Origin of the sequence: Lysinibacillus sp. FSL K6-0075 (genome assembly GCF_038592945.1) — a bacterium.
Lineage (GTDB): Bacteria > Bacillota > Bacilli > Bacillales_A > Planococcaceae > Lysinibacillus > Lysinibacillus fusiformis_F.
Map to the genome: position 1 here is coordinate 2,610,466 of NZ_CP151947.1, position 16,735 is coordinate 2,627,200.

The window sequence follows — 16,735 nt, forward strand, 5'->3', positions numbered from 1 at the left end:
AAACTTATTATACTATCAATTCGATAATTAAATGGAAATAGGATGTTTTTAGTACACTTTGCATCATTTAAATACATGATACTATCCTTTTAAAGGCTACATCGGCAGCATGAATCGTTCTATCAATATCATGTATGGAATGAGCAGTCGAGATAAATATGCTTTCATATTGAGAAGGAGGTAAAAGTATACCCTGTTTAAGCATCTCTCTATAAAAACGACGAAACATCTCGACATCTATTTTTTGAGCATCATCAAAATTTTGTACGGGATGATCGATGAATGCGTATCCAATCATCGTCCCAGCTTTCGTTGTTTTAAGTGGGATATTATTGTTATGAGCTACTTTTGATAAGCCTTGAATAAGTCGATCTGCTAACGCTTCTATATAGTTGTAACTGTCATGATTTAATTTATTGATTGTGGTATACCCCGCTACCATCGCTATTGGATTACCCGATAAGGTTCCAGCCTGATAAATATTCCCTTCAGGAGCAATTTGATTCATGATTTCTTTTCTTCCACCATATGCACCAACAGGCATTCCCCCACCAATGATCTTACCTAAACAAGTTAAGTCTGGTTTTATGTTATAAAGCCCTTGAGCAGAATGGTAATCTATGCGAAAACCAGTCATGACCTCATCAAGTATAAACAGCCCACCATATTTTGTAGTAAAAGAACGGATTGCTTGGAGAAATTCAGGGTTAGCTGGTATTCCCGCCATATTGCCTGCAAATGGCTCTACTATAACCGCTGCAATTTGTGCGCCATATTTATCAAATATTTTCTTCAGTGCTTCGCTATTGTTATAGGGAATGGAGATTGTATGTTTAGTTATTTCTAAAGGTACACCCAGACTATCAGGAAGGCCGAATGTAGCAATTCCTGAGCCTGCCTTTACTAATAGATGATCACTGTGTCCATGATAGTTTCCATCAAATTTCACAATCAAATTTTTGCCAGTAAAGCCTCTAGCTAGTCTAATGGCGCTCATTGTCGCTTCTGTACCTGAGTTAACCATTCGAATCTTTTCTATGGAAGGAATGCGAGTAGATATTAATGTGGCTAGCTTATTTTCTTGTAAAGTTGGCAATCCAAAACTTGTCCCACTATTGATGGCTTCAAGAAGTGCACTGGAAACCTCCTGATCTGCATGCCCGTGAATTAATGGTCCCCAGGAAAGAACATAATCTATATAGCTATTGCCATCAATATCATATATTTTCGAGCCTTTCCCATGGCTTATAAAAATCGGCTCCATCCCAACAGATTGGAATGCTCTCACTGGGCTGTTTACGCCACCAGGCATAAGCTTTTTTGCTATTTCGAAGGCTTCTATTGATTTCTTCGTATCTATTTTAAAAACCGCCTTTCGTCATTAAATGTTTGTTAGTTTATATTTATCTTTGTTTAATTTGTTGTCCCTCATGTATGTGTTGCTGTTTTCTGAGCAATGGCACATTCATTAATAGATGTGCTCCTAAACCAGCTACAAGCCCCCAAAATGCACCACCGACTCCTAGTAATGTAACATTTGCGGCTGTTGCCAAAAAAGTAATGAGTGCCGTTTCGCGTCCAATAGGATTTGTTAAAGCATTGGCAAGGCTACTACCGATTGTACCTAGCAAGGCTAATCCCGCTAAGGTTGCAATAAACGTAGCTGGAAGAATTAGAAACAACGCAGCCAATGTTACCCCAAAAACACCGACAATTATATAAAAAATGCCACAGACAATCCCCGCAATATAACGTTTTGTTGAATCCTCATGAGCGTCCTTTCCCGTACAGATGGCTGCCGTGATCGCTGCTATGTTAAAGGCATGCGATCCAAAGGGTGCTGTCAGGAGTGATCCCAATCCTGTTACAATCAAAATCGGATTGGCACTCGTTTTAAATCCATCATTTCGCAACACTAACATGCCTGGCATGTACTGTCCCGTTAAGGTAATAATAAAAAGCGGCAAAGCGACACCCAATAATGCATGTAGAGAAAACGTTGGCGCAACAAAAACAGGAGATGCGAAGGCCAACTCGATATGGCTGAAGTCTACCCGCCCCATACTTATCAAATAAATCAAGCCAATGACTAGCATACCGACAATGGCATAGCGAGATGTAAACCGTCTTAATACGATATACGTAGTAAACAGGACGATGACAAGTAAAGGTTCCACTTTCGCACCACCAAAGGCTGAAATACCAAACTGTAATAAAATACCTGCCAGCAGACCCGAGGCAATCCCTGGAGGAATGAGCTGGACAAAACGTTCAAACATGCCTGATAAACCTAACAACACAAATGCTGCTGCAGAAATAATATAAGCACCAATGGCTTCAGCATAGGGAGTAACCGCCAAAGCCGAAACAAGAAACGCCACGCCCGGTGTTGACCAAGCTGTAATAATGGGTTCACGGTATCGGTAACTGAGCCAGATACCCGTCACCCCCACACCAATGGAAATCGACCATATCCATGATGCGGTCATTTCTGGACTTAGACCAGCAACCTTGGCAGCCTGAAACACCAGGATAAAAGTGCCCCCATAGTTAACTAAAACTGATATAAAAGCTGCTATGGTGGGCGAAAGTAAATCACGCACATTCAGTGAAACGGATGTTGGGTTCATACACTTTCCTACCTTTCTACTAATTATTTGAATCTCTTCTTCATACTAGGAATTCATCACGTATTCTCGTCCATTAAGGACTGTTTCCTTCCTTTGTGGAATGTCGTTTTCCTATTGTCATTAGCCCTCTTTATGTAACGTGTCATTCCAGTAAAATTTCAATTTGCTTGATTCCAAATAACGCCTTACTTGCCGCTATTTGATAAAATGTCAATCTACCTGAACTAAACAGTAGCACTTCCCCTCCTTGCTAATAAATGAACGGTCTTAGCATAACGTAATACGGATTGATAAAAAACATCCAAAATTGCGAATTTTAGCAGTCCATAAAATTAGGTATAATAAAAAAACACTATCCTTATATTGTAGTTTTAAAAAAGAATTGAACGTTTTAAACAAAGATTAATCATTCATTTTAAAGTTTGATTAAAAATCCTGTGTTGATATGCAGGTTTTTTTTGTCAACAAACGGGTCAGATTATGGAATAAGCAGGAACTAAAAATTATTAGGAGAAATATAAAAGTATAGTTCAAATTAACGAAGAGGATTGTTATGAAATGGAGGACGGTAATTATGAAAATTTATAATACAGTTCCATATTTTTTATTAAACTACATGCCTTCGGAGCGGTTCTTAAAACACTACCATGAAAAGTTCTCACAACACTTTAAGGAATACTTTCTGTATCATTGTAAAAATGCAGATGAGAAGATTAAAAACGCAATTCAAAGATACCCTTCCAAAATGAGTGAGATAAAGGAATCGAGTGGAAAAATCGAAAGCCTAATTCAAGAAGTTGTGTTAACTTACAGACAAAAATATAATGTCGAGTTCACTAAAGATGTACATATTATTGTTGGAGCATATGGGTCAAATGCATTTACACATCGTCAAATTATTCCTGAAGTGACTTTTTGTTTAGAAAAGCTCTCTTCTAATGATAAACATTTAAAAGTAATTATTGCTCATGAATTTGGTCATACGCTTCATAATATTTTATCAGATCAGGAGGGGGTGGATTGGTCTAAAGTTCAGTGGTTTCATCCCTTTACAACATTGTTTCAGGAAGGATGTGCAACGTATTTTTCAGAACAAGTTGCTGATGCTGACAAATCGGTCTATTTTTTATACGAAGATAATGGAGAAGAATGGTTAAAATTTGCAGAAGATAACAAAAATGATATTATCACTACTTTTTTGGAAGATATAAATAAACGTACACAATCTGAAGTTATCCATGAATGGTTTTCAATTAATGGAGGTTCCTACTTTGGTTTCACACGTTTAGGGTATTTTATTGGATACAATGTGATTCAAATCTTAATTGAAAAGTATCAAGAGAAAGAGGCCGTTACACTTTGGAAAGAATCTACCTTCAATAAAGAAATAGAGACTGTGCTTATAGAACTTACTTAAAATGTTTAATTTACAGTTAAGTTATTTGACAATCGGGCGCAATTTTGGAACAACATAGCTAAAAAATGTTCAAACTTTTTTATAAAAATCTCATACTTATCTAGAGAGAGTAACTCCATTTTGATCAATCTTTTTTCAAAATGGAGTTTTTGATGTTGCTATTAGATAAAGATTAAGGGATGAGATATTTTTTAATCTATCTTTATTCTAGTTTACAGTGATTTGATTTACCAATTTCTAAAACAATACTATGTATGTGGGATTTTCTCAATATGGAACATCTCCCCTAATGCAATTGGATTTTCTTTCGCGGTAATATGCTGAGGATCAATACGATACACTTGAACAGGCCCTCCGAAAACGGCTGATCGGTATTTGTCCACGTGTTGCTGGGATAAGGGACGATGATAGTAACCAGGTACATATTTATTTATCATTTCTTGCAACATATGTGTCGCTTCATCCAGATCGATGATAGGTTGAGCCTTGCCAAAAACCATGACACTCATATAAGCCGTGTCCGTCTTTGCAGGTACTGGATTCGTAATCGTTCCATATTCATCACATACCGTAAAGCAGACCTCTGGATTCTCTCCCATCACTTGATTTCGTCTCCCACCAGTGGCTCCATGGAAATAAAGCACTCCATTTGTCCACACAAAATTAAGTGGGACAACATACGGCAAATGACCATCAACCAAACCCAGATGCCCAATGCGAGCTTGCTGCAAAAAAGTTTCTATTTTGTTCTTGTCCAACACTTCTCTTACTTTGTAACGTACCTTATCCATTGTTATCACTCCTACTTGTAGTATGATGTGATTTTATCAACCTTTGGATTGAATAAAAACGTCCATAACTATCACAATTAAGCAATCCATTTTCAGTGGAGAGTTTAAATTGAATAATAAATAGCTATGATTAATTATTAGCAGGTTTAGTTCAAAGTTTTATAAAAAGAACTGAGCGGGAAATAACGCTCAGTTCCATTGCCTCATTTGGTCATATTTAGTTCCAGAAATATTCTTTAACGTCATAGGATTCGATTTGAACGAAAACTAAATGGTTATTAGTTAAGTTAGTGATTTTAATGGTGTCTCGGCTTGAAAGTGGGAGCTGAAAAACAAGATATGTTACATCCTTCATTAAGAAAAAATTGAAGCCATTCACGTATTCATTTTCCTCAATAAATTTACCTAATTGCGTATTAAACGTACGTTTGTCTACTCTAATTAAGTTAAAAAATTGATTCTTTCAATGACCTCTAAGTGGTGAAGCTTTCTTCTACTTGGGAAAACAGGCGTTTGTAAAATGAGCTGATAATCGTTATTTAGATATTCACTAATTATTTCGAGCGGTATTTCACTTTGATATTCCTTGATTCTGTTAGGGGGGTTATTTGAAATGAAAGGCAAATTTTCAAAAGCATACTCTTTCACATATTTTTCTCCTTTCCACTAACCTCAATAACTACTTATTGGCGTCTTTTAAATCTTCTATCATACTTCATTCTTTCTACAAAGGCATTATGTCAATATGAATCCTGTAGGTTACCATTTGAAATCTTCCTTACTATTTCCAAATAACTAAAACCGTATTGTCTATCTGATTTTCGCAGCCTACAAGATTATAATCCGTTCTTTCAGTAGCTTCGACCATCTCAATTGAAGTGCAAGTAGTATCCTCAACACTTCCTACACCAAATTTATCTCTTCTTTTGTCTTTTGTTGATTTTATAACTACACCATCATAGTCAAGATCATGAAGAATTGGATCACCTTCTACTGTATACCTAACTACTCGTATACGATCCTTCTGTCCTTTTTTAACATGATTCAGAAAATCCTTCAATCTCTCTTTATTTTCTATTTCTCCATGCCTATCTAAAATATCTTCAGTTGTAGGGATATAATCTGGAATATTATGTTGTTCCGTTTTTTTAATAGCTGTGCTTCCCGTGTTTTGACAACCAGCTATGAAAAACGAAAATAATAAAATAGATACTATGTTGATCTTTCTCATTGGTTTACATCACCCCCTTTTGCAAGTAGTCGTTTCCTTGCTTAAGGGGGTTACAATTTAGTCAACTTACCTGCACGTTTACAACGAATTAAGACTCATTAAAAACTGACTGAAGAAACAATTGTCTTATTCTTTCAATTGTATTGGTATTAGAAAATCTGGTAAGGAGTTAACAATATGGAAAGGACTATTAGAATAAACCTCTAACTCAAGACCCGATTGCATTAGACTAAATACAATCGTGTCAACATCGAAAGTTATATTTACAGGAATAAGGTCAAATATTCCTCTTTGACGTAGACGATTATCCACTGTAAAGCAGTCTTTTCTAATAGACAAAAAAACTAAATCTTCCATACTACTTATTAAATTTATGAATGGAAAGATAATAGAAAACGACTCGTTATTTAAAATGTCAAGAATAGCAACCCTCGCACCATCATATTCGCCAATATATTTATAGGTTAAATGATTTTGATTACAAGTTAATTCAAAATCACGCTTAAAACTATCTGTAATTTGTAGGCAAAAATAGATTGGAAAAGCTTCGATTTTTTCCATCCAGCTTTGGATTGATTCCATGTGTATATTGTCCATGCCTGGAAAATGAATAGCAAAAATAGAATTAGGGCTTCCTATCATTTTAAATCTAAGACAGGTGGTTATAAGCTTATTGGCTGACTAACTTTGCTATATTTGCCTTCAAAGAACGCAAGTGGTGATCCATTGCTCATCATGATATCGGCTACATCTGTCCTATTAACCAACCGAAAAGGGCATGTTTGAAAAAATGATTAACATTAAACCTTTACGAAAATACAACATAAAAAAGCCTATTTAATTTTTACGATAATCTTCCCCTTTGCCCTACCAGATTCCGCATAGTCCATCGCCTTTTGAGCATCTTCAAATGAAAAAGTTCGATCAATGATTGGTTTGATTTTACCAGTCTCAATCAAATCTGCGATAATTCGTAATTGCTCACCACTTGGCTTCATGAATAAGAAGGAATATTGAGCATGATGTTTCTTTTCAAGTGCAGTCAGTTTATGACTTGCTGCTGAAAATAACAATGTTTTGAAAAACCCTGAACCGTATTCTTTGGCGAAACGAGCATTCGGCCTGCCTGATACGGAGACAATTTTCCCACCATCCTTAATGATTTCGAAAGATTTCTTGAGTGTCTGACCACCAAGCGTATCAAAGACAGCATCATAATTTTTCAGTATAGCTTCAAAGTTTTCTTTCTTATAATTAATCACTTTATCTGCACCTAGAGATGTGACTAAGCTTGCACCAGCTTCGCTAGCCGTTGTTGCCACTGTGGCACCCATCGCCTTTGCTAGTTGAATAGCAAAGGTTCCTACACCTCCAGAGCCAGCATGAATTAAAATCTTTTGTCCTTTCTGTAATTGCATGATGTCATGTAAGGCTTGGTATGAAGTTAAACCAACCAGTGGTATCGATGCGGCTTCCTCAAAGCTTAAATTTTTAGGTTTTAGGGCTATGTCATCTTCATGAATGGAGATATATTCCGCAAAAGTACCAATTTTACTCTTCCGTGGACGCGCATAAATTTCATCCCCTACTTTAAAACGAGTTACTTTTTTGCCAACTTTCACTACGACTCCTGAAAAATCATTTCCTAGGATAAGAGGCATTTTATATTGGATTAACAGCTTCACTTTCCCATCACGGATTTTAAAATCAATCGGATTAATACTTGCTGCATGGATTTCAGCGAGTACCTCATATTCATTTATTTCAGGTGTCGGCATTTCTGCCAAGCGCATTGGGGCTTTGCCATATTGATCGATAACCATTGCTTTCATTGTTTATTCCTCCAGATAATATATCGTATTTTCAATAAAATTCCGTTAACAGCGTCTCAATATCCAAAACAAGATTTTTTAACGAACCTAGTTTTGTACGAATATCTATATAGTAAAAGTTTTTTGTACCTTCTTTACGCATTAAAATAACACCAGCATCTCGCAAAATCTTAAGATGATGTGATACAGCCGGACGAGAAAGATGTGTTTGTTCCGTGATTTCTCCCACACGCAGCCCTGTTTGACAATCTGTTCCCATTAAAACCATTAAAATGGCTTGTCTGGTCTCATCACCAATGGCTAATAGTACCTTTTGAGAATTTATAAAATCGTCCTTAATCAAGTTAAGCTGGTCCTGTTTATTCATTTAATTAAATACCTCCGCTTACTAATTAGTTGAATAGTTTAAGTTAATGAACCATTACTGCATACAACAATATAATATTGCTGTATTCCCTGCAATATTGGGAAAGTAAATCGAGACGAATCATTTTTAGAAGGCGTACACCCTATTTTCCCCATTTTCAATAAAAAAACACAGAAGTCACATGGACCTCTGCGTTATTTGCTCTCCTTAATAAGAGCCTTCATATCTCCAACGATTGTTTCAACTGGTACGTTTGTCGCGCCATCATAGTCTTTTACAACTGTGCCGTCTGCGTTTACTAAATAATAGCTCGACATATGTATGACTTGGTCTGAGTTAGGATCGTTTTTAACTAAAGAATTAAATGATTTACGTGCAAATTGTTCAATGAATTTTTGTTGATAGCCCGTTAATAGCTGCCACTTGCTTTCATCTACAACATTATACGTATTTAAGTAATTTGTTAAAACATCAGGCTTATCCACCTCTGGATCCACGCTAAATGCCACAATTTGATAATCCTCAAGGCCTTCATCTTGCAGTGCTTGTTGAACTTCTGTCATATTAAATGTCATCGGTGGACAGATTGTCGTACAATTTGTAAAAATAAACATGGCTAACCACGGCTTACCTTTAAGATCATCTAGGCTCACTTGTTCATTTTTTTGGTTCGTTACCGTGAAATCTTGAACCTCTAGATTTAATGTTGGTTCAAATTTGTAACTACCACAAGCAGCTAAAATGCTACTAAATGCTAGAACTAAAACTAGCAATATCCTTTTCTTTTTCATTCGTGTTGTCCACTTCCCTTCATTTCATCATCTTATTTTATTCATTATAGAAGCTAAACACAAGATAATGGACTTACACCCAGATGGCTATTTGTATAACATGTGAACATTAACTGATTCTGGAATTTCACCTCACTAAATCTTCCAAATGACACATCCTTTTCAAAAATTTTTTCGCAGCTTTTTTTTATTATTTTCGTTATTTCCCAAAACCTCAGATAATTGTTATATAACAAATTATTTCTGCTGATTGAGCTTCCTTGGAATTTAATAGCAGAATAATAAAATACAGAAAATTCTCTTTTATGTTTGTATTTTCTCCTACATTCATTTTTATTAACAACAAACTATTTTAACAATATTATTTCATCAGAAAACCACTCGCTCTTTCAAACAAATTTATTCTAATAAATCCTTATTATTTCTATGTTATTTCCTCAAAACGAAAGTGACTAAAAATTATAAAAACTCAAAATTTAGTATTGCATTATAGGAATCTCCCCCATAAAATAAGTGAATATAACGACGAACGAAAAAGAAATATGTCGTTTAAAACAGAAATATATAACTTTAGGGGGAATAATAATGGCGAATGTTTCAAGTAAAAAACAGGCCCAATCAATTGATTATCATGCAATTGAAGCAATGGAATCGTTTAATAGCTTTGTAAAAAAGAAAAATACCTTTCTTTTCTCGATTACAGCAATGTTTTTAATTCTTTATATTTTGCTTCCGATTCTTGCTTTCCAGCCTGTACTACAACAAAAAATCTTCGGAAATATTACGGGTGTATGGGTTTATTCAGCAGGATTATTTATCATGACGATTGTGCTCTGTACAGTATATGTAAAAAAAGCTGCTTCATTCGATAAAGCTGCAGCTGCTGTGCTAGCAGAGTATCAGGCGAAAGGTGGAAAATAAATGAACATCGTATCCATAGGTTTCTTTTTAGCTATTGTGGGCTTAACACTTGTTGTTACCTATATTGCAGCAAAGCGTACATCCTCTGCGGCTGATTTTTACACAGCTGGTGGTGGATTAAAGGGGTGGCAAAACGGCTTTGCGATTGCTGGTGACTATTTATCGGCAGCGGCCTTTCTTGGTGTGTCTGGTGCGATTGCCTTAACTGGTTTTGACGGTTTCTTCTTCTCTGTAGGCTATGTAGTAGCAAATTTAGTGCTTCTTTATGTCATTGCTGAGCCAATGCGTAACTTAGGTCGCTACACGTTAGCAGATATGTTAACGGCTCGTTTCAATGAAAAACGAATTCGTGGCGTGGCGGCATCAGGTACGATTATTATCGTTATCCTTTATATGATTGCACAGCTCGTTGGTGCTGGTGCATTGATTAAACTATTATTTGGCATTGAGTATTGGGTTGCCGTATTAATAGTCGGTGTTATGATGACAACTTATGTACTATTTGGTGGCATGACAGCGACTTCCTGGGTGCAAATCATTAAAGCAAGCTTGTTATTATTCGGGACAGGTCTATTAGCGGTATTAGTGTTAATGAAATTTGACTTCTCTCTTATGAAGATGTTCGACACAATTGCAGTAGATCATGGTGAAAAATTCCTTGTACCTGGAATTAAGTACACAAGCACAATTGACTCTGTTTCGATGATGATGGCCTTAGTTTTAGGAACATCTGGCTTACCACATATTTTAATGCGTTTCTTTACAGTAAAGGACGCAAAGACAGCACGTGCCTCTATTTCTTGGACAACTTGGATTACAGCTATTTTCTTCTCATTAACCATTTTCTTAGGGTTCGGTGCATTAAACTTTGTAGGTTTAGATCAAATTCTTGCTGAAAGTAAGGCTGGTAATACAGCCGCTCCCCTTCTCGCGCATTATTTAGGTGGAGATGTATTGATGGCATTTATCGGCGCAGTTGCATTTGCGACTATTTTAGCCGTTGTTTCTGGTTTAGTTCTGACAGGGGCATCTGCCATTTCTCATGATATTTATGGAGAAATCATTAAAGGCGGTAAATTAACAGAGAAGCAACAGGTGATGGCAGCCCGTACAGGCTCTATTTCGATTGCAATCGTGTCTATTATTCTTGCTCTGTTTGCACAAAGCTTAAATGTTTCATTTTTAGTATCCTTTGCCTTTTGTATCGGTGCATCAGCAAACCTACCTGTGATCCTTTATACAATCTATTGGAAGAAATTTAATTCCACAGGTGCTGTAACAGCGATGGTAACGGGATTAGTGTCCTGTTTAATTTTAGGAGCAATGGGACCAAATGTCTGGAGCCCTGTTGAAGGTGCGGCAATTTTTGTTGGACAACCACTTGTGCCACTTGCTGTTCCAGCGATTATTACGATTCCACTTGGCTTTATTGCTGGATACTTAGGAACTGTCCTTTCACCTAACAGAGTGTCACAGGAAGAGGCAGAACGTATTTATAAAGAAATTCGTGTGAAAGCAAATACAGGTGTGTCTGTTTCTGATATTTCACATTAATATTTATACACCACCTGCATAATGAATCCTAATTCAAAAAGCGCAAAAAAATAGGCAAAAAATTCGATTTTTGGTCGAGTTTTTCGCCTTTTTTGTTATTCAATATCTACCAATTTATTTATCGAACAATATTATTCCACTTCCAAAAAACAGAAAAAATCCAATTTTCACTAGGTAAATAGTGTTTATTTTTGATTGAAAAAACGAGATTTTTTTGTAAATTTACCCTTCATTTTTTGTCAAGAATCTAGATTTCTCTTCACTTCATTTATTTATCTGAATTTTCTAAAACCCTTTATATTCTTGAGTTTACGCCATTTTTTCTCTCCTAAGAGTATTTTCTGAAAAATTTTTTTTACATAATTTTTCTGAAATGTATTGCAATTTTGTGAACTGTTTCATAAAATGAAAATGTGAATTCACTAAACTAGCAAAATCAAGTCTTGAGGTAGAAAAAATATACACAAAATGGGGAATGTTAATGGGGAACAATCAAGCAAAAAAAGGTATCGTGATTGACTATGATACAATTGCAAACCAAGAATCGTTTAAATCTCTTGTACGAAGAAAGAATTCTTTTCTTTGGTCTATGACTGCCATATTTTTATCGGCATACATGTTGTTACCAATTCTGACATCGTACACAACAATTCTACACCAAAAGGCATTTGGGGAAATTACTTGGGTGTGGATCTATGCAGCAGGTCTTTTCATCATGACATGGGGGTTATGTCATTTATATGTAGCAAAAGCAAACAGCTTCGATAGAGAAGCAAAAGCGATTATCGCTGAATACGAGAACGGAGGTGGCCGCCGATGAGTAACGGAATGAGTTTTACAGCCATATTCTTCTTCGTAGGCATTGTTGGTTTAACATTAGTTATTACATGGTGGGCATCTAAACGTACATCTTCAGCAAGTGATTTCTACACTGCTGGTGGTGGCTTAACAGGCTGGCAAAATGGACTAGCTATCGCAGGTGACTACTTATCAGCAGCATCCTTCTTAGGTATCGCTGGTGCTGTAGCATTATTTGGATTTGATGGATTCTTCTTCTCTATTGGTTATTTGGTAGCTTACTTAGTGGTATTATATATTGTTGCTGAGCCGTTACGTAACCTTGGGAAATTTACTTTAGCTGATATGATTACAGCGCGTTTTAATAACGCAAAAGTTCGTGGAACAGCTGCTTTAAGCACTATTACAATTGTTTTATTCTACATGATTGCACAACTAGTTGGTGCAGGAGCACTTATTCAATTACTTTTAGGAATCGACTATTGGATCGCCGTATTAATCGTAGGTTTCATGATGACAACTTACGTGCTATTCGGTGGTATGACAGCAACATCTTGGGTACAAATTATTAAAGCTTGTCTTTTAATGTTAGGTACAGTTATTATTTCATTCTTAGTATTAAAAGAGTTCGGCTTCAGTATTGCTACAATGTTTAAAGAAATGACAACTGTTACTGAAAGTGGCGCTGCTTATTTAAACCCAGGTCTTAAATATACAAATGGACTTGATACAATCTCTATGTTAATTGCGTTAGTATTAGGTACTGCGGGTCTTCCACATATCTTAATGCGTTTCTTCACAGTAAAAGACGCAAAAACAGCTCGTTCATCTGTTATTTGGGCTACTTGGATCGTAGGTATCTTCTACGTTCTAACAATTTTCTTAGGTTTCGGTGCAGCAGCATTCGTTGGGAAAGAAGATATTATCGCAGCAAACGCTGCTGGTAACATGGCTGCCCCACTACTTGCAGAAGCACTTGGTGGCGACATTCTATTCTCATTCGTTTGTGCGGTAGCATTCGCAACAATTTTAGCGGTAGTAGCAGGTCTTGTACTATCTGGTGCATCTGCCCTATCACATGATATTTATGGACAAATTATCAAAAAGGGTAAAATTACAGAAAAAGAGCAAGTTCTTGCAGCTCGTATCGGTTCGATTACAATCGCTGTTATTTCTATCCTATTAGCACTTGGTGCACAAACATTAAACGTTGCATTCTTAGTATCTTTAGCATTCTGTATTGCAGGTTCTGCAAACCTTCCAGTAATCATTTACACAATCTATTGGAAACGCTTTAATACAGCTGGTGCTGTTACTGCGATGTTAACAGGTTTAATCTCTGCATTAGTATTAGTTGCTATGTCACCTAACGTGTGGAATCCAGTTGAAGGTAAGGCAATTTTCGTTGGTGATCCATTAATTATGTTAACGAACCCAGCCTTAATCTCTGTACCACTTGGTTTCCTTGGTGGTTTCATCGGCACATTACTTTCTAAAGAAACAGATGATGCGAAATATCGTGAAGTTGACGTTAAAGCTAACACAGGTATTTCTGTACAGGACGTATCTCACTAATACACTCGACAGCCTCGTAAGTATCTTGCTTACGAGGTTTTACTTTTTCTTCCCTATTCGCTACTATAGATTTAAATAATGAATTGGAGGTTATGCTCGTGTCACAGTCTAACGCTAAAAAAAAGCGTATGCATATTAAACGCACAGTCGGTAAAGATGTTGAAAAAAATCGACAATCTATCTCTTTCAGTACACATGAACGCTTAACGAAAACAAAGAACGAAAAATTGGAGCATGATTATACAAAATATAAAAAGCAGTATAAGGACGATTAACTCGTACCCTATACTGCTTTTTCTTTTAAAGCCGATAGAAGGCTTTCGTGTTTTGCGTAATGATTTTGGCCGCTTCCTGTATTGACAGTCCTTTGATAGAGGCAATCACCTCAAGCGTAGAATGCATCATCCATGGCGATGTACGCTTGTTCGTAAACGGTCCTTCAAACGTCCAAGGACCATCCGTTTCCACCATCATCCGTTCAATCGGATAAGCATGAATTAGCTGTTGAATCTCCTCTTCATACAAACAATCTGGCGTAATGGAAATAAAATAACCACGCTCGATCATGCGCTTCACAACAGCTTCATCCCCTTTAAACCAATGAAAATGGGCTTGACTCATCTGATGCTTTTCCAGCAAATCACACACAACACTAGCGTCCTCATATACAGCGTGTAATACAATCGGCTTATCAAGTTCCTTCGCCAATACAACAAAACGCTCTAATAACGCCACATAAGGACGGTCATCCATCGCTTGCTCTTGCCTTAAATAATAAGGTAAACCTACCTCACCAATAGCGACCATCTCATCCTGATACGTACGAATCCAATCGAATAAAGCTGCCTCGTCGCTTGGACTTAGTAAAGGCTGTTCAGGATGGAAGCCAAAAGCAGCCTTTACTTGCTGATAGCTGTTCGATAAACGCAACGTTCTTTCACACGAGGATAGTTGCATGCTAACCGCAATCACAGCATCGACCTCTTCCAACAATAATGGAATTTCCTCATCGTTATACTGTTCCAAATGAATATGCGCATCAATCAACATACATATCACCCTTTTCTTCTTGTAAATACGTAAATAGCTGTTGCTTTAACGCTGTGAACGCTGCGGAATGTCGAATCTCCTCTTTCCGTGGTCTCTCAAAGGGCACGATGATTTCCTTTTTAACAGTTGCTGGACGTTTGGTTAAGACAAGTATGCGATCCGCTAAAAAGAGAGCTTCCTCAATACTATGTGTAACAAATAGGATTGATTTACGATACTCTTCCCAGATGGATAAAAGCCATGCCTGCATTTCCAGTCTTGTAAATTCATCCAACGCAGAAAATGGTTCGTCTAAGCATAAAATCGGCTTATCACTAACCATTGCACGAATGAACGATACACGCTGCTGCATGCCTCCTGACAGTTCGTTCGGATAGGCATGGATAAAGGAGGCAAGACCAACCTTTTCTAGCCATGCCTTGGCACGTTCCACATCAGGTTTATGCTGTAATTCCTCTACAAGCGTGACATTTTCTAAAATCGTACGCCAGGGTAATAGGCAAGGTTGCTGTGGCATATAGCCAATCGTTCCTCTTTTTTGCTGGATATCCTCTTCATTTAATAAAATGGCTCCTTGATCAATTGGCGAAACACCACCAATTAATTGAAAAAGTGTGCTCTTACCACTGCCTGAAGGACCCACAATGGCCACAAACTCACCATCCCTTACGTCAAATGAAAGTTGATCAAGGACTTTTAGTGTATCGAAGGATTTAGCGATGTTTTGAATGCTGAGCATGATAGCCTCTCCCCTTCACCATGAATTTTTCAATCAAACGAATCCCGCTAAACAATAGTAAACTCAAGAGAACAATCGCAAAAATTGCCACAAATACACGATCTGTGCGGAAGGAGGACTGAGCTAATGTCATGTAAACACCAATACCCTTTTTTGCACCGAGCCACTCCGCAATCACAGCCCCCATCACACTATATGTAGCAGCAATTTTAACGCCTGAGAAAATGGCTGGATAGGCATGAGGCCATTCCAGCTTCCAAAAGGTTTGTGCCTTGGTAGCACCGATCATGGCAAAATAATGCTTTAATTCAGGGGCCGTTTGCCTAAATCCATCCATCGCTGCAATGACAATTGGGAAAAAGCACACGAGGCAAATAATAATGAGCTTCGGTAATAAGCCAAAGCCAAACCAAATAATAAGCAATGGTGCCAAGACAAGAATGGGAACATTTTGCGACATAATAAGAATTGGATAAAACAACTCCCGAATGAATGTAAAACGATGCAACACAATCGACACCGTTAGACCACAAGCAATGCCAATGGCCAGACCTAGTAAGGCTAATTGCACCGTAGCAAATACATGTGGTAGAAAGGTTTGATACGACTGAAAGGCTTCCGACAAAATACTACTTGGCGCAGGTAATAACCAATGTGGAACTTCAGCAAAATGCACGATTAGTTCCCATATGAATAAGAGGAAGGCGATAAAAATTATCGTCCTTCCCTTTTGCAATGCACGTTTCATTACTGATATTTCTCCGTTAATGTATCCATCGTAATACCCTTTGGCTGATATAAAATTTTCACTTGTGTAATAACATTAATGGCACCAAGCTCGATCATCTTCTCATTCATTTTTTCAATGATTTGGAGCAATGTAGAAAGCTCGCCTTCCATCGTTGTTTCCAATGGATGTACCTCATATTTCACGCCAGAAGCATCGATCACAGCAATCGCTGCATCCACATAAGGTATAACATCTTCATATTTCTCTGTCTTTGGTATGATTTGCACACTGATTAATGAATTTGCCATC

19 protein-coding genes are annotated in these 16,735 nt (G+C 37.1%); 6 read left to right on the forward strand and 13 right to left on the reverse strand.

Going from position 1 to position 16,735, the window contains the following annotated elements; translation table 11 throughout:
• Positions 1-67: 67 nt before the first annotated feature.
• The gene (gene hemL, locus MHB65_RS12825; protein ID WP_342443737.1) at positions 68-1,360 is read right to left on the reverse strand and encodes a glutamate-1-semialdehyde 2,1-aminomutase; all 1,293 of its coding nucleotides are present in this window, start codon (positions 1,358-1,360) and stop codon (positions 68-70) included.
• 43 nt (positions 1,361-1,403) lie between these two features.
• Positions 1,404-2,630, reverse strand: coding sequence for a benzoate/H(+) symporter BenE family transporter (locus tag MHB65_RS12830; RefSeq protein WP_342440584.1), 1,227 nt, complete (start codon positions 2,628-2,630; stop codon positions 1,404-1,406).
• A 574-nt stretch (positions 2,631-3,204) separates the two neighbouring features.
• Here MHB65_RS12830 and MHB65_RS12835 point away from each other — a divergent pair.
• Entirely contained in the window at positions 3,205-4,047 is an 843-nt protein-coding gene (locus MHB65_RS12835; protein WP_342440585.1) for a hypothetical protein, read from the forward strand.
• A gap of 248 nt (positions 4,048-4,295) precedes the next feature.
• Here the strand turns inward: MHB65_RS12835 and MHB65_RS12840 are convergent, their stop codons facing one another.
• The 7 genes from MHB65_RS12840 to MHB65_RS12870 all read right to left on the reverse strand — a co-directional run bounded on the left by MHB65_RS12840 (position 4,296) and on the right by MHB65_RS12870 (position 9,059).
• Positions 4,296-4,838 carry a pyridoxamine 5'-phosphate oxidase family protein gene (locus tag MHB65_RS12840; protein WP_205443672.1) on the reverse strand — a complete coding sequence of 181 codons (543 nt, stop codon included), beginning with the start codon at positions 4,836-4,838 and terminating at the stop codon, positions 4,296-4,298.
• Positions 4,839-5,279: 441 nt separating this feature from the next.
• On the reverse strand, positions 5,280-5,486 hold the full coding sequence (locus MHB65_RS12845) for a hypothetical protein (RefSeq protein ID WP_342440586.1): 207 nt from the start codon (positions 5,484-5,486) through the stop codon (positions 5,280-5,282).
• A gap of 133 nt (positions 5,487-5,619) precedes the next feature.
• The gene (locus tag MHB65_RS12850) at positions 5,620-6,069 is read right to left on the reverse strand and encodes a DUF4362 domain-containing protein (protein WP_342440587.1); all 450 of its coding nucleotides are present in this window, start codon (positions 6,067-6,069) and stop codon (positions 5,620-5,622) included.
• Positions 6,070-6,195: 126 nt separating this feature from the next.
• Positions 6,196-6,651 carry a hypothetical protein gene (locus MHB65_RS12855; RefSeq protein ID WP_342440588.1) on the reverse strand — a complete coding sequence of 152 codons (456 nt, stop codon included), beginning with the start codon at positions 6,649-6,651 and terminating at the stop codon, positions 6,196-6,198.
• 251 nt (positions 6,652-6,902) lie between these two features.
• Positions 6,903-7,901 carry an NADP-dependent oxidoreductase gene (locus tag MHB65_RS12860; protein WP_342440589.1) on the reverse strand — a complete coding sequence of 333 codons (999 nt, stop codon included), beginning with the start codon at positions 7,899-7,901 and terminating at the stop codon, positions 6,903-6,905.
• A gap of 31 nt (positions 7,902-7,932) precedes the next feature.
• Positions 7,933-8,268, reverse strand: a complete 336-nt coding sequence (locus MHB65_RS12865) for a metalloregulator ArsR/SmtB family transcription factor (RefSeq protein WP_221682857.1) — start codon at positions 8,266-8,268, stop codon at positions 7,933-7,935.
• Between the two features lie 194 nt (positions 8,269-8,462).
• Positions 8,463-9,059, reverse strand: a complete 597-nt coding sequence (locus MHB65_RS12870; RefSeq protein WP_342440590.1) for an SCO family protein — start codon at positions 9,057-9,059, stop codon at positions 8,463-8,465.
• A gap of 585 nt (positions 9,060-9,644) precedes the next feature.
• On the opposite strand from MHB65_RS12870, the gene MHB65_RS12875 reads away from it, so the two are divergent.
• The 5 genes from MHB65_RS12875 to MHB65_RS12895 all read left to right on the forward strand — a co-directional run bounded on the left by MHB65_RS12875 (position 9,645) and on the right by MHB65_RS12895 (position 14,182).
• The gene (locus tag MHB65_RS12875) at positions 9,645-9,980 is read left to right on the forward strand and encodes a DUF485 domain-containing protein (RefSeq protein WP_342440591.1); all 336 of its coding nucleotides are present in this window, start codon (positions 9,645-9,647) and stop codon (positions 9,978-9,980) included.
• Positions 9,981-11,534 carry a cation acetate symporter gene (locus MHB65_RS12880; RefSeq protein ID WP_342440592.1) on the forward strand — a complete coding sequence of 518 codons (1,554 nt, stop codon included), beginning with the start codon at positions 9,981-9,983 and terminating at the stop codon, positions 11,532-11,534.
• Positions 11,535-12,015: 481 nt separating this feature from the next.
• The gene (locus tag MHB65_RS12885; protein ID WP_342440593.1) at positions 12,016-12,354 is read left to right on the forward strand and encodes a DUF485 domain-containing protein; all 339 of its coding nucleotides are present in this window, start codon (positions 12,016-12,018) and stop codon (positions 12,352-12,354) included.
• 8 nt (positions 12,355-12,362) lie between these two features.
• Positions 12,363-13,907: a sodium/solute symporter gene (locus MHB65_RS12890; RefSeq protein WP_342443738.1), complete on the forward strand. Its 1,545-nt coding sequence runs from the start codon at positions 12,363-12,365 to the stop codon at positions 13,905-13,907.
• A 92-nt stretch (positions 13,908-13,999) separates the two neighbouring features.
• A complete protein-coding gene (locus MHB65_RS12895; RefSeq protein WP_243456202.1) occupies positions 14,000-14,182 on the forward strand; it encodes a hypothetical protein in 183 nt (60 codons plus the stop codon).
• Positions 14,183-14,207: 25 nt separating this feature from the next.
• Here the strand turns inward: MHB65_RS12895 and MHB65_RS12900 are convergent, their stop codons facing one another.
• The 4 genes from MHB65_RS12900 to MHB65_RS12915 are packed head-to-tail and all read right to left on the reverse strand — an operon-like array spanning position 14,208 to position 16,734.
• Positions 14,208-14,957, reverse strand: coding sequence for a TatD family hydrolase (locus MHB65_RS12900; protein WP_342440594.1), 750 nt, complete (start codon positions 14,955-14,957; stop codon positions 14,208-14,210).
• Positions 14,947-15,696, reverse strand: coding sequence for an ABC transporter ATP-binding protein (locus MHB65_RS12905; protein ID WP_342440595.1), 750 nt, complete (start codon positions 15,694-15,696; stop codon positions 14,947-14,949). The genes MHB65_RS12900 and MHB65_RS12905 overlap by 11 nt, the downstream gene beginning before the upstream one ends.
• Positions 15,671-16,444, reverse strand: coding sequence for an ABC transporter permease (locus MHB65_RS12910; RefSeq protein WP_205443691.1), 774 nt, complete (start codon positions 16,442-16,444; stop codon positions 15,671-15,673). The genes MHB65_RS12905 and MHB65_RS12910 overlap by 26 nt, the downstream gene beginning before the upstream one ends.
• Entirely contained in the window at positions 16,444-16,734 is a 291-nt protein-coding gene (locus tag MHB65_RS12915) for a thiamine-binding protein (RefSeq protein ID WP_205443692.1), read from the reverse strand. The genes MHB65_RS12910 and MHB65_RS12915 overlap by 1 nt, the downstream gene beginning before the upstream one ends.
• Between the last annotated feature and the right edge of the window lies 1 nt (position 16,735).